At 58.9% G+C, this 13,548-nt stretch carries 5 protein-coding genes; 3 read left to right on the top strand and 2 right to left on the bottom strand.

The window, feature by feature from the left end:
* The first annotated feature begins 293 nt into the window (after positions 1-293).
* From WG899_RS02545 to WG899_RS02535, 3 genes are all read left to right on the top strand, one after another.
* Positions 294-926 (top strand): hypothetical protein, encoded by a 633-nt coding sequence (locus WG899_RS02545; RefSeq protein ID WP_339594038.1) that lies wholly within the window; start codon positions 294-296, stop codon positions 924-926.
* Positions 927-1,132: 206 nt separating this feature from the next.
* Positions 1,133-2,011 (top strand): WxcM-like domain-containing protein, encoded by an 879-nt coding sequence (locus WG899_RS02540; protein ID WP_339594037.1) that lies wholly within the window; start codon positions 1,133-1,135, stop codon positions 2,009-2,011.
* Positions 2,001-3,122, top strand: coding sequence for a DegT/DnrJ/EryC1/StrS family aminotransferase (locus WG899_RS02535; protein WP_339594036.1), 1,122 nt, complete (start codon positions 2,001-2,003; stop codon positions 3,120-3,122). The genes WG899_RS02540 and WG899_RS02535 overlap by 11 nt, the downstream gene beginning before the upstream one ends.
* A gap of 44 nt (positions 3,123-3,166) precedes the next feature.
* Here WG899_RS02535 and WG899_RS02530 read toward each other — a convergent pair whose 3' ends face one another.
* On the bottom strand, positions 3,167-3,643 hold the full coding sequence (locus tag WG899_RS02530) for an acyltransferase (RefSeq protein WP_339594035.1): 477 nt from the start codon (positions 3,641-3,643) through the stop codon (positions 3,167-3,169).
* A gap of 135 nt (positions 3,644-3,778) precedes the next feature.
* Entirely contained in the window at positions 3,779-13,522 is a 9,744-nt protein-coding gene (locus WG899_RS02525; protein WP_339594034.1) for a beta strand repeat-containing protein, read from the bottom strand.
* Positions 13,523-13,548 lie beyond the last annotated feature (26 nt).

Here is a 13,548-nt window from a genome sequence, read left to right as displayed (position 1 = left end):
GGTTCTCGAGACTGTGGTCGTCAACGAGAGTCGAGTTCAAGCCTCAGCTTCGAGTCGTATGCCTCAACACGAAAACGAGCAGTACCTCAATCAGGAGTGGCGTCACATTGCGCCAGTTTTGAGCCAGCTTGCTCATGAGTTTTGGCGATTCGGATCTGTACTTTTTTCGGTGCAGCAGGTCTGTGCCAACGGGTACTTTGCCGTTAGTGTAGCCAATGGTGTTGTCCGAATTGGTTTTGTACAGTGGCCTATCAGGCAATTCGCGAAAGAACATTGCTTCTAAGCCTGATCTCATGTTTATGAAGAATGATTACTTTAGCGTCGGCGAGTTTTGTGCGACTGCTTTTCAAATTCGTCGGTGTACGGGCGTGGCGGACGCCTTTTTTTTCGACTGGCTGATATCGCCCGGCACATCATTCGATGTTGTTAATAAATTGTGTGATGCCATGTTTCAGTCCGGCAATTGGGATGTGGTTGGGGAACCTGGGAATGAAGGCATAAGAGTTCGTGAACAATTCTCAGGATTGTTGTTTCAGCATGAATTCGCGACCAACGCGACAGGTCAGATCGACACCGCCAAGGTCGAGGACCACTTAGTCGTCGCAAAACAAAAGTTTTCTTATCTGAAAGATAAGACTGTCGCTGCAATCAAACGCAGTCAGCGGTGTGTCTTGGTACGGGCGGAAAATGATTTGGTGACACTCAATGACGCCTTGGCAAGAGCCAATCAAATGCGCGCCTGTTTTATGCCAATAAACTCCGGCGCAAAAATTGTGTTGGCGTCCAAGAACTTTGAGAATGAATATCAGCACCCTGACTTTTTGATGGTTAAACTGCGGGCTTGTGATGCGTGGGTGGGGGACCTCCCATCGTGGGATCGCCTATTTTCTATGGCTGAGAATTGCTTTCAATTTCAGGGTGTGTGAAAAAAAAGTATTTGAGTTGATGGTGGCTTGAAGTATTGAGTTTTAATGAGTTTGTTGGGCTGTTGGCGATTTTTTGGAATCCTGCTTGGCTCGATTTATTGGGGCATTTAAATTTCTATTTTTGATCGTCTACGTGAATTTTTAATCGTTCTGCAGAAGACGGTATTTTTGCGGCGAGGCAGTTTGCAATATGAGTGGAAAAAACAATGAACTATTCTGTTGACCCAGCCGCGTTGGTAGGGAGTAATTTTTCTATCGGAGATTACTCAGTCGTTGGCGCTGGTGTTGCCGTTGGGGACGGCGTCTCAATAGGGGGCGGAGTTTTTCTTTGGTCAGGCATGGTCCTCGAGTCTGGCGTAGTGATTGGGTCTAACGCCTCTTTCGCGACGGACGTTGAAGCAACGTCGGCCGAAGCTGTCAGCACCACGGTTTTGCGTTCGGGTGCTCGAGTCGGCGCCAATGCAACGATTGGTGCTGGTCTGACCTTGGGTGCAAATTGCCGAGTCACTCCCGGTTCAGTCGTGACACGAGATGTGCCGCCCAATGCGATCGTCTCGGGCAATCCCGCGCACATTACCGGTTACGTCAATACACCTCACCTTGACCTGCCGGGTCAAGCGGCCTCCGCCCGTACGGGAGCTGCTGACGGCGATTTGCCTGTTTTGCATGTCAAACAAGCCGCCTTGCACCGCTTGCCCAAGATCGTCGACTTGCGCGGTGCCTTGTCCTTTGGCGAGGTGGGTGCTCATCTTCCATTCGAACCGAAGCGCTTTTTCATGGTCTATGACGTCCCGAGCCGCGAAGTGCGGGGTGAGCATGCACACAAGGCTTGTCACCAATTCCTGGTCTGCGTGAAAGGCAGTTGCGGCATCGTGGTGGACGACGGCCAGTTCCGCGATGAAATCCTGCTGGACAGCGCCCGCGTCGGTCTGCACATCCCGCCGATGGTCTGGGGTATTCAGTACCAGTTCTCTAGTGATGCCGTTCTATTGGTGCTGGCCTCTGATACTTATAGCGCCGAGGACTACATCCGGAATTACGACGAATTTTTGGGTGCCGTGCAAGGAGGCCGCCATGGCGCTTGAGCAGCAGACCCCTATTTCAGTTCCGTTCTTGGATCTGCAGCCGAGTTATACGGCGTCAAAACCTGCCATTGATGAAGCTCTGCAGCGCGTTGCTGCCAGTGGCTGGTTCTTGCTGGGTCAGGAGTTGAAGGCCTTTGAAACTGCGTTTGCAGAGTTTTGTGAAGCCCGAGCTTGCGCCGGTGTCGCCAACGGTATGGACGCCCTGCATCTCTCCTTGTTGGCGCTTGGCGTCGGGCCGGGGGATGAGGTCATTGTGCCGTCCAACACCTACATTGCTACCTGGCTGGCGGTCAGCCAATGCGGTGCTAGACCCGTGCCGGTCGAACCCGATGAGAAGACCTTCAATCTGGACCCCTCGAAAGTTGCTGCGGCCATTACCCGCAAGACCAAAGTGATTCTGCCTGTGCATTTGTACGGGCAGCCGGCCGATATGGACGCGATCCTAGCGCTCGCAAGGGCTCACGGTCTCAGCGTTTTGGACGATTGTGCTCAGGCTCATGCGGCCCGGTACAAAGGCCGCCAGATCGGCAATTTGGCGGACATCTCGGCCTGGAGTTTTTATCCCGGTAAGAACCTGGGCGCTTTTGGAGACGGCGGCGGCGTCAGCAGCTCCAACGAGGCCTTGCTTGACACGGTTCGTGTGTTGCGCAACTACGGATCGCGGGTCAAATATCACAACGAGCTTAAGGGCTTTAACTCACGACTGGATGAAATTCAGGCAGCCGTTCTCTTGGCCAAGTTGCCGCAATTGCGCGCCGCCACCGAGCAAAGAGCGCTGATTGCCGCGCAGTTTTTGGAGGGTTTGGCCGGCTTGGATTTACAACTGCCTTTTGTGCCCGATTGGGCTGGGCCGGCTTGGCATTTGTTCGTGGTCCGCCACGCCGACCGCGATGGCTTGCAGCGGCGCCTTGCAGCTCGAGGCGTGGGCAGTTTGATTCATTACCCGGTGCCGCCGCATCTGCAGCCCGCCTACGCGGAATTGGGTTACGAGGCGGGTGCCTTTCCGATTTCGGAGGCGATGCACCGGGAGGTGCTGAGCTTGCCCATATGGCCCGGCATGAGTGAGGCCCAAGTCGAACAAGTGATCCAGGCAGTGCGCGCCTCGGCTTGAAGTATGGGCACGGCTAGGGCCAGGTCGACAAGGCCCGGCCATTTTTAGCGGACTGAACTTGGCCCCTTGTAGGTTGCCGGGTTCCCAAACCAGAGTTCGTCCGCTGGTACATCCTTGGTCACCACACTGCCGGCGCCTATCAAAGCGCCCGCCCCAATCCGCACCCCACCCAAAATTGTGGCATTGGCGCCGATCGAGGCGCCACGCTCGAGATGGGTGCGTTGAAAAGCCTCGGGATAGGCTTTCGAGCGCGGATATTTGTCGTTGGTGAAGGTCACATTGGGGCCGATGAAGACATCGTCTTCCACGGTGATCCCGTCCCACAGTTGCACGCCGGACTTGACCGTGACTCGGTCGCCAACCAAAACGTCGTTTTCGATCAGGCACTGGGCATTGACATTGCAGTCCTGGCCGATGCGTGCGCCTGGCAGCACCACGCAGAACTGCCAAATCATGGTTCCGGTGCCAATGTTTGGGCTCTGCACATCGGCTGTGGGGTGGACTTTGAAGTTGCTGCTCATCACGGTGCTCGCGCGCTGGGGTTGATCAAAGAAACAGGGCATTTCAAATGAGCCAAGGCGCCTTGGGGCTTGAACAGACCCAAAGCGCCTTGGACGCAGGGGGGGGCAAGGCCCCCGCCGGTCGATCATTCCCTCTTAGATCAGAGGATTGAATCGATTATCTTCCTCATCGTTGTGCTTACGTGGCACCAAGAGATGGCCAGCATGCTCGGACGACGCGGGCGGTGTGAATCCGCTGGCCAGATTGGCTTCCTGGAGCAGGCTACCGGACGGGCCGCTCAACAAGTCTCCCAGCTTCACATCGGGTTTGGCCTCGTGGGCTGCGCCCTCAGGTTGAACATCCTTGCTGAACCAGACGTCCGCCACCGTATGGCTTGCGCCATCCGCGGTCTTGTAGCCAGAGACCAGGCCGATCAGATTGCCGTTGTCCAACTCGCTGTGCTTGTTGGCGTTCAATCCAATCTCGGTGATGCCCAGCTCGGTCAGCGCGCGCAGTTCACCGGCGTCGGTCTTGCCATCGTGGTTGGCGTCGACCCAGACACGCAGATCCTTGAAGCTCGCATCATGGAGGTCCAGCTTGCCGTCGTGGTTGCTGTCCTCACCCGCCATGGCCTGGTAGCCGTTGGCCGCGTGCTTGCCGTTAGCCAGAACCGTGCCGGTGCCGAACAACTCCTTACCGTCGTTGATATGGCCGTCATGGTTTCTGTCCATCACCAGCAGACCATCGTTGCCGCCGACCCAGCCCCATTTCTGAGCCTGGCCGGTGCCGTTCAAGTCGAAGTTGACGCCACTGGCCGCTGACAAGGTGTTGATGCCGTTGCCGTCCAGGTCCAAAACGATCGGTGTTGCCAGGAACAACGCGTCCAGTTGATCGCCCGACATCGCGCTGATCTGGTCGGTGGTGAAGGAGGACACCTGCGTCATGTTCATCTTGGCAATATCGACAGCCTCGAGCCCGGCGATCTGATCGGTGGTCAGGCTGACGATCTGATCGGTGGTGATGCCGGCCATTTGCGCTGTGGTCAGAGCCTTGATGTCTTCCGAACCGAAGCGGTGGAACTGATCTGTGCTGAAGGCATGGATTTGCGACGAAGTGAATGCCGCGATTTGCGCCGTACTCAAGGCGTCCACATCGTCGCTTGCCAATGTTCCGATCTGATCCGAAGTAAAGGCGCGGATCTGAGCGCTGGAGAAGCTGTGGATTTGGTCGGTTGTCAGCGCTTGGAACTGCTCGGTCGAGAAGGACGAGAGGCCCGACGTCGACAGGCCGACCAAGCTGCTGGTCGAGATCGCACCGATGTCGTCTGTCTGCAGGCCAGTGAGCTGAGCACTCGAGAAGCTGGCGAATTGGCTGCTCGAGAAGGCGCCCACCTGGTCAGAGGTAAAGGCGGTCATATCGGCAGAGGTCAGGCCGCGCACTGCACTGGTCGTCATGGCCCGCAGGTCGTCTGTCGCCATGACAGTGATCTGATCCGTGGACATCACAGAGAGCTGCGAGGACGTCAGTGCGGCGACTTGGCGGGTGCTCAGGGCTTGTACATCATCGGTCGCCCAGCCGGCGATCTGTGTGCTGCTCAAGGCGGTCAGCTGCAGATTGGTCAAATTGGTGACCTGCTCCGTTGTCAGTGCATTCAGTTGATCCGTGGTCAGTGCGCGCATTGCGAACACACTCAGGGCCTTGAGGTCTTCGGTTTGCAGCGCCTGCATCATGTCGGTGCTGATGCCCGCCACCTGGACGGCAGTGAGCGAGGCGAACTGTGCTGAGCTCAGAGAGTTCAGGTCATCCGAGCCCATGGCCAGGACCTGCGCCGAATTGATGCTGGCGATCTGGCTGCTGCTCAGCTTGGTGATCTGATCCGAGCTCAATGCCACGAACTGATCCGTGCTGAACTTGGACAGTGCCGCCGTCGACAGGGCGCGCACATCCTCCGTCTGCATATTGGCGATCTGCTCGGTGTTGAATCCCGAAGTCTGTGCGGAGCTCAGAGCCGCAAACTGCGCCGTGCTCATGGCCACCACAGAGTCCGTCGTCAACGAGGCCAACTGATCAGAAGTGAAGCCGCGGATGGCGGTCGAACTGATCGACGACAGATCGTCGCTGGCCAAGCCGCGCACCTGGTCACTCGTCATCGCACCCAATTGGGCGGAATTGAGGGCTTTGAATTGCTCGGTGGTCAGCGAGTTCAAGTTGTCGGTGGACAGGCCCTTGACCTGGCTGGTGGTCATCGATGCGACCTGAGCGGTGCTCAAGGCACGCAGCTGATCGGTCCCCAAGGCTGCAAACTGATCGCTGGCCAGGCCGCGCAAGGCTGCGGTGGACAGGGCTCGCAGATCTTCTGTCTCGAACTTGCTCATCTGTTCGGTCGTCAGCCCGCCTATTTGCTGCGTTGTCAGTTGCGAGAACTGCGCGCTGCTCATGGCCACGAATTCATCGGTCGTCAAGGCGCCGAGTTGCACGGAAGTGAAGCCTCGGATGCCGCTGGTGCTGATCGAGGCCAAGTCCTCGGTGGTCATGGCGCGCAACTGATCGGTGGTGATAGCGCCGATCTGGGCCGAGCCCATCAGCTTGAATTGCTCGGTGCTGAAGGCGTTCAGGTTGTCGCTGCTCAGGCCTGCAATCTGTGTCGATGTCAGCGCGTTGACCTGTGAGGAGCTCAGCTTGCTGATCTCGTCGGTGGTCAGCGCCGCCAGCTGATCGGTGCCCAGGGCGCGAATGGCGGCCGTGCTGATGGCGCGCAGGTCATCGGTTTCCAATTTTGCGATCTGATCGCTGTTCAAACCACGCACTTGTGCGGAGGTCAGGGCCCCGAACTGGGTCGTGGTCAGGGCCACGGTCTCGTCCGTGGTCAGCGCGGCGATCTGTGCTGAGCTCAGACCGCGGATGCCATTGGTGCTGATCGCGGCCAAGTCTTCCGTCTGCATGCTGCGCAGCTGATCGGTGTTGATCGCACTGATCTGGGCGGAACCCATCAGCTTGAACTGCTCGGTCGTGAAGGCATTCAGGTTGTCGCTGCTCAGGCCTGCGATCTGGGTGGAGGTGAGGGCATTGACCTGCGAGGTGATCAGCTTGCTGATTTCATCGGTGGTCATGGCCGCCAACTGATCGGTACCCAAGGCCCGAATCGCGGCGGTGCTGATGGCCCTCAAGTCATCGCTTTCCAGCTTGGCGATTTGGTCGCTGTTCAAGCCCTTGACTTGTGCAGAAGTCAAGGCCGAGAACTGGGCAGTGGTCAGGGCCACGGTCTCATCGGTGGTCAGCGCGGCGATTTGCGCCGAACTCAGACCGCGGATGCCGTTGGTGCTGATGGCGACCAGATCTTCGGTCGTCATCGTGCGCAACTGATCAGTGTTGATGGCCCCAATTTGCGTTGAGCCCATCAGCTTGAACTGTTCAGTCGTGAAGGCGTTCAAGTTGTCGCTGCTCAAGCCGCCAATTTGGGTGGAGGTGAGCGCGTTGACCTGGGCCGAACTCAGTTTGCCAATCTCGTCGGTGGTCAAGGCGGCCAATTGATCGGTGCCCAGGGCACGAATCGCCGCGGTGCTGATGGCGCGCAGGTCATCACTCTCGAGATTGGAGAGCTGATCGCTATTCAAACCACGCACTTGTGCGGAGGTCAGGGCGGCGAACTGGGTCGTGGTCAAGGCCACGGTTTCTTCGGTGGTGAGGGCTGCGATCTGGCTTGAGCTCAGGCCTCGGATGCCGGCGGTGCTGATCGCGACCAGGTCCTCGGTCGTCATCGTGCGCAGCTGATCGGTATTGATGGCACCGATCTGTGCTGAGCCCATCAGCTTGAACTGTTCGGTCGTGAGCGCATTCAGGTTGTCACTGCTCAGGCCGGCAATTTGCGTAGAGCTGAGGGAATTGACCTGTGCGGTGGTGAGTTTGCTGATCTCCTCAGTGGTGAGGGCGGCCAACTGATCGGTGCCCAGTGCGCGAATGGCGGAGGTGCTGATAGCTCGCAGATCATCGCTCTCCAGTTTGGAGAGTTGATCGCTGTTCAAACCACGCACCTGACCGGAAGTCAGGGCGGCGAACTGAGCCGTGGTCAGTGCCACGGTTTCGTCCGTCGTCAAGGCGCCCATCTGGGCCGTGCTCAGACCACGAATGCCGTTGGTGCTGATGGCAACCAGATCCTCCGTCGTCATGGTGCGCAGCTGATCGGTGTTGATCGCACCAATCTGCGCTGAGCCCATCAGCTTGAACTGCTCGGTCGTGAAGGCGTTCAGGTTGTCGCTGCTCAGGCTGGCGATCTGAGTCGAGCTCAGGGCGTTGACTTGAGCGGAGCTGAGCTTGCCCATTTCGTCGGTGGTCAAGGCAGCCAGCTGATCGGTGCCCAGGGCTCGAATTGCCGCAGTACTGATGGCGCGCAGGTCATCACTCTCGAGCGTGGAGATTTGATCACTGTTCAGACCGCGGACTTGTGCGGACGTCAGCGCAGCGAACTGGGCCGTCATCAGGGCCACGGTCTCGTCGGTGGTCAGCGCTGCGATCTGAGCCGAGCTCAAACCGCGAATGCCGTTGGTGCTGATGGCGACCAAATCCTCGGTCGTCATGGTGCGCAGCTGATCGGTGTTGATGGCACCGATCTGAGCGGAGCCCATGAGTTTGAACTGTTCGGTCGTGAAGGCGTTCAGGTTGTCGCTGCTCAGGCCAGCGATCTGCGTCGAAGTAAGCGCGTTGACTTGTGAGGAGCTCAGCTTGCTGATCTCGTCGGTGGTCAAGGCGGCCAATTGATCCGTGCCCAGGGCGCGAATCGCGGCGGTGCTGATGGCACGCAGGTCATCGGTCTCCAGTTTGGAGAGTTGGTCACTGTTCAAACCACGCACTTGTGCGGAGGTCAAGGCGGCGAACTGGGTCGTGGTGAGGGCCACGGTCTCGTCCGTCGTCAAGGCGGCGATCTGAGCTGAGCTCAGGCCGCGGATGCCGGCGGTGCTGATGGCAACGAGGTCTTCCGTTGTCATCGTGCGCAGCTGATCGGTGTTGATCGCTCCGATCTGGGCCGAGCCCATCAGCTTGAACTGCTCGGTGGTGAAGGCGTTCAGGTTGTCGCTGCTCAGGCCGCCGACTTGAGTGGATGTGAGTGCGTTGACTTGGGCGGAAGTGAGCTTGCTGATCTCGTCGGTGGTTAGGGCTGCCAGCTGATCCGTGCCCAGGGCCCGAATCGAGGCGGTGCTGATGGCCCGCAGGTCATCACTCTCCAGCTTGGCGAGCTGGTCGCTGTTCAAACCCTTCACCTGTGCCGAGGTCATGGCCGAGAACTGAGTGGTGGTCAGGGCAACGGTTTCGTCTGTAGTCAACGCGCCAACTTGGGTCGAACTCAAACCTCGGATGCCATTTGTGCTGATGGCGGCCAGGTCCTCAGTCTGCATGGTGCGCAGCTGATCGGTGTTGATCGCACCAATCTGGGCCGAGCCCATCAGCTTGAACTGCTCGGTCGTGAAGGCGTTCAAGTTATCGCTGCTCAGGCCTCCCACTTGGGTCGAAGTCAGGGCATTGACTTGCGCGGAGCTCAGCTTGCTGATCTCGTCGGTGGTCAAGGCGGCCAACTGATCCGTGCTCAGGGCACGAATGGCTGCGGTGCCGATGGCGCGCAGGTCATCGGTTTCCAGCTTGGCGAGTTGATCACTGTTCAGGCCGCGCACTTGGGCTGAGGTCAGGGCGGCGAACTGGGCGGTCGTCATCGCCACGGTTTCGTCCGTGGTCAACGAGGCAATCTGTGCAGAATTCAGGCCGCGAATGCCGTTGGTGCTGATGGCGACCAGGTCCTCGGTCGTCATCGTGCGCAGCTGATCGGTATTGATCGCGCCGATCTGAGCCGAGCCCATCAGCTTGAACTGCTCGGTGGTGAAGGCGTTCAGGTTGTCGCTGCTCAAACCGCCAATTTGGGTCGAGGTCAAAGCATTGACTTGGGCTGAGCTCAGTTGGGCGATTTGATCAGTGCTCAGTGCAGCCAACTGTTCGGTGCCCAGGGCTCGCAGTGACGCTGTGCTGATCGAACGCAGGTCATCGCTTTCCAACTTGGCCAGCTGATCGCTGTTCAAGCCACGAACCTGTGCCGAAGCTAGCGCGGCGAACTGAGCGGTGGTCAGAGCCACGGTTTCGTCGGTGGTCAGCGCGGCGATCTGCGCCGTGCTCAGGCCTCGGATACCCGCTGTGCTGATGGCCACCAAGTCTTCCGTCTGCATGGTGCGCAGTTGATCGGTGTTGATCGCACCAATCTGGGCCGAGCCCATCAGCTTGAACTGTTCAGTCGTGAAGGCGTTCAAGTTATCGCTGCTCAAGCCCGCGATCTGCGTGGACGTGAGTGAGTTCACCTGGGCCGAAGTGAGCTTGGAAATTTCGTCAGTGGTCAAAGCGCCCAGTTGATCCGTGCCCAAGGCGCGAACTGGTGCTGTGGTAATGGCGCGCAGGTCATCGCTTTCCAACTTGGAAATCTGGTCGCTGGTCAAGCCCTTCACCTGAGCGGAGGTGAGGGCCGCGAACTGGGCGGTGGTCATGGCCACTGTCTCGTCGGTGGTCAGCGCGGCAATCTGGGCCGAACTGAGGCCACGGATGCCGTTGGTGCTGATGGCGACCAGATCTTCGGTCGTCATCGTGCGCAGCTGATCGGTGTTGATAGCGCCAATTTGAGCCGAGCCCATCAGCTTGAACTGCTCGGTCGTGAAGGCGTTCAGGTTGTCGCTGCTCAGACCGCCGACTTGAGTGGAGGTGAGGGCGTTGACCTGAGCGGAGGTGAGCTTGCTGATTTCGTCGGTAGTGAGAGCGGCCAATTGATCGGTGCCCAAGGCGCGGATGGCTGCGGTACTGATGGCGCGCAGGTCATCGCTCTCAAGCGTGGCGAGTTGATCGCTGTTCAGCCCACGTACTTGCGCGGAGGTCAAGGCAGCGAACTGGGCGGTGGTCATGGCCACCGTTTCATCGGTGGTCAGCGCTGCAATCTGGGCCGAATTCAGGCCGCGGATTCCGGCTGTACTGATAGCGACCAGGTCCTCCGTGGTCATGGTACGCAGCTGGTCGGTGTTGATGGCGCCGATCTGGGCCGAGCCCATCAGCTTGAACTGCTCGGTGGTGAAGGCGTTCAGGTTGTCGCTGCTCAGGCCGCCGACTTGGGTCGAAGTGAGGGCATTGACTTGGGCCGAACTTAGCTTGCTGATTTCTTCAGTGGTCAATGCTGCCAGCTGGTCGGTGCCGAGAGCGCGCAGCGCTGCGGTACTGATGGCGCGCAGGTCATCGCTTTCCAGTTTGGAGAGTTGATCGCTGTTCAAGCCACGCACTTGCGCAGAGCTCAGGGCGGCGAACTGGGCGGTGGTCATGGCCACCGTTTCATCGGTGGTCAGCGCGGAAACCTGCGACGAGTTCAGTCCGCGGATGCCGGCGGTACTGATAGCGACCAGGTCCTCTGTGGTCATGGTGCGCAGCTGATCGGTGTTGATCGCGCCAACCTGGGCCGAGCCCATCAGTTTGAATTGTTCAGTGGTGAAGGCGTTCAGGTTATCGCTGCTCAGGCCACCCACTTGGGTCGAGGTCAGGGCATTGACTTGCGCCGAACTCAGCTTGCTGATTTCATCCGTGGTGAGGGCTGCCAGCTGATCTGTGCCCAGTGCACGCAGCGCGGCGGTGCTGATGGCCCGCAGATCATCACTCTCCAGGTTGGAGATTTGATCGCTGTTCAGACCACGCACCTGTGCGGACGTCAGTGCGGCGAATTGGGCTGTAGTCAGGGCCACGGTTTCGTCGGTGGTCAGCGCGGCGATTTGGGCCGAAGTCAGACCGCGTATGCCGTTGGTGCTAATGGCGACCAGATCCTCGGTCGTCATGGTGCGCAGCTGATCGGTGTTGATCGCGCCGATTTGGGCCGAACCCATCAGCTTGAACTGCTCGGTCGTGAAGGCGTTCAGATTGTCGCTGCTCAAGCCTGCGATCTGAGTGGAGGTGAGCGCATTGACCTGAGCGGTCGTCAGTTTGCTGATTTCCTCGGTCGTCAAGGCGGCCAGTTGATCCGTGCCGAGGGCCTTGATTGCAGCGGTACTGATGGCGCGCAGGTCATCGCTTTCTAGCTTGGAGAGCTGATCACTGTTCAATCCGCGTACCTGTGCGGACGTCATTGCGGCGAACTGGGTCGTGGTCAGCGCCACGGTTTCATCAGTCGTCAAGGCGCCGATTTGGGTCGAGCTCAGACCGCGGATGCCTGCCGTACTGATGGCGGTCAAGTCCTCCGTGGTCATGGTGCGCAGCTGATCGGTGTTGATCGAGGCGATCTGGGCCGAGCCCATCAGCTTGAACTGCTCAGTGGTCAAGGCGTTCAGGTTGTCGCTGCTCAGGCCGCTGATCTGCGTGGAGGTCAGGGCATTGACCTGCGCGGTGCTCAGTTTGGCGATTTCGTCAGTGGTCAGCGCGGCCAATTGTTCAGTGCTCAGTGCGCGTAGAGCAGAGGTGTTGATGGCGCGCAGGTCATCAGTCTCCAGCTTGGAGAGCTGGTCACTGTTAAGACCCTTTATCTGAGAGGAACTCAGGGCGGCGAACTGAGCGGTGCTCAGCGCCGCGGTTTCATCGGTCGTCAGCGCGGCGATCTGGGCAGAGCTCAAGCCGCGGATGCCATTGGTGCTGATCGATGCCAAGTCCTCCGTCTGCATGCTGCGCAGCTGATCGGTGTTGATCGCACCGATCTGGGCCGAGCCCATTTGCTTGAACTGCTCGGTGGTGAAGGCGTTCAGGTTGTCGCTGCTCAGCCCGCTGATCTGTGTGGAGGTGAGTGCGTTGACCTGTGAAGAACTCAGCTTGCCAATTTGATCCGTACCCAGAGCCGCGAGTTGATCCGTACCCAGTGCTCGCAAAGCACCCGTGCTGATCGCGCGAAGATCATCGGTCTCCAGTTTGGAGAGCTGATCGCTGTTCAAACCTCGCACTTGTGCGGACGTCAATGCCGAGAACTGTGCGGTCGTCAGCGCCACAGTTTCGTCCGTGGTCAGCGCGGCGATCTGAGCCGAGCTCAGTCCGCGGATGCCGGCCGTGCTGATAGCGGCCAAGTCCTCTGTCTGCAGGGTGCGCAACTGATCGGTATTGATGGCAGCGATCTGGGCCGAGCCCATTTGCTTGAACTGCTCGGTCGTGAAGGCGTTCAGGTTGTCGCTGCTCAAACCGCTGACTTGAGTGGAGCTCAGCGCATTGACCTGCGCGGAGGTCAGCTTGGTGATCTGATCGGTACCCAGAGCCGCCAGTTGGTCCGTGCCCAAGGCGCGCAAGGCGGCGGTACTGATCGCGCGCAAGTCGTCAGTTTCCAGCTTGGCGATCTGGTCGCTGTTCAGACCTCGCAATTGGGCCGAGGTCAATGCGGCCACTTGGGCGGTGCTCAGGGCAACTACACCGTCGGAGGTCAATGCGCCAACTTGGCTGGAGCTGAAGCCCTTGATGGAAGCCGTGCTGATGGCGGCCAAGTCTTCGGTCGTCATGGTACGCAGCTGATCGGTGCTGATGGCGCCGATCTGAGCCGAGCCCAGATTGCGGAATTGCTCGGTTGAGAGTGCGTTCAAGCTGTCGCTGGACAGGCCGGCGATCTGATTGGAGGCCAGTACCTTCAGTTGCGCTGAGGTTAGGCGTTCAATCTGGTCGGTGCCCAGAGCGGCAAACTGCTCGGTGGTCAGCGCGCGAATCGCTGCGGAGTTCAGCACGCGAAAGTCATCGGACTCCAGGGCTCTGAGCTGATCGGTGCCCAAGGCACGGATGGCGAAGGAGCCCAGTGAACTGACCTGGCTCGTGGTCAGCGCCACGATCTGGTCCGAGGAAAACGCTGCCCAGTCTTCCGTGGTGAGCTTGGCCAAGCCTTTGGTGCTCAACTTTTGGATCGCTGCCGTTCCGAAGGACAAAATGGATGAGGGCATGGTTAGCTCACTTGGTTAATTTCGCG

It is taken from the genome of Paucibacter hankyongi, assembly GCF_037482915.1.
In the GTDB taxonomy this organism is placed as follows: Bacteria; Pseudomonadota; Gammaproteobacteria; order Burkholderiales; family Burkholderiaceae_C; genus Paucibacter_A; species Paucibacter_A hankyongi.
The sequence above is the reverse complement of the archived record's forward strand: the minus strand, read 5'-3'. Positions and strand labels throughout refer to the sequence as shown.

Coding starts and splice junctions, on each gene's coding strand:
- WG899_RS02540 (WP_339594037.1), top strand. CDS start 1,133: ATGAACTATTCTGTTGACCCAGCCGCGTTGGTAGGGAGTAATTTTTCT.
- WG899_RS02530 (WP_339594035.1), bottom strand. CDS start 3,643: ATGAGCAGCAACTTCAAAGTCCACCCCACAGCCGATGTGCAGAGCCCA.
- WG899_RS02545 (WP_339594038.1), top strand. CDS start 294: ATGTTTATGAAGAATGATTACTTTAGCGTCGGCGAGTTTTGTGCGACT.
- WG899_RS02525 (WP_339594034.1), bottom strand. CDS start 13,522: ATGCCCTCATCCATTTTGTCCTTCGGAACGGCAGCGATCCAAAAGTTG.
- WG899_RS02535 (WP_339594036.1), top strand. CDS start 2,001: ATGGCGCTTGAGCAGCAGACCCCTATTTCAGTTCCGTTCTTGGATCTG.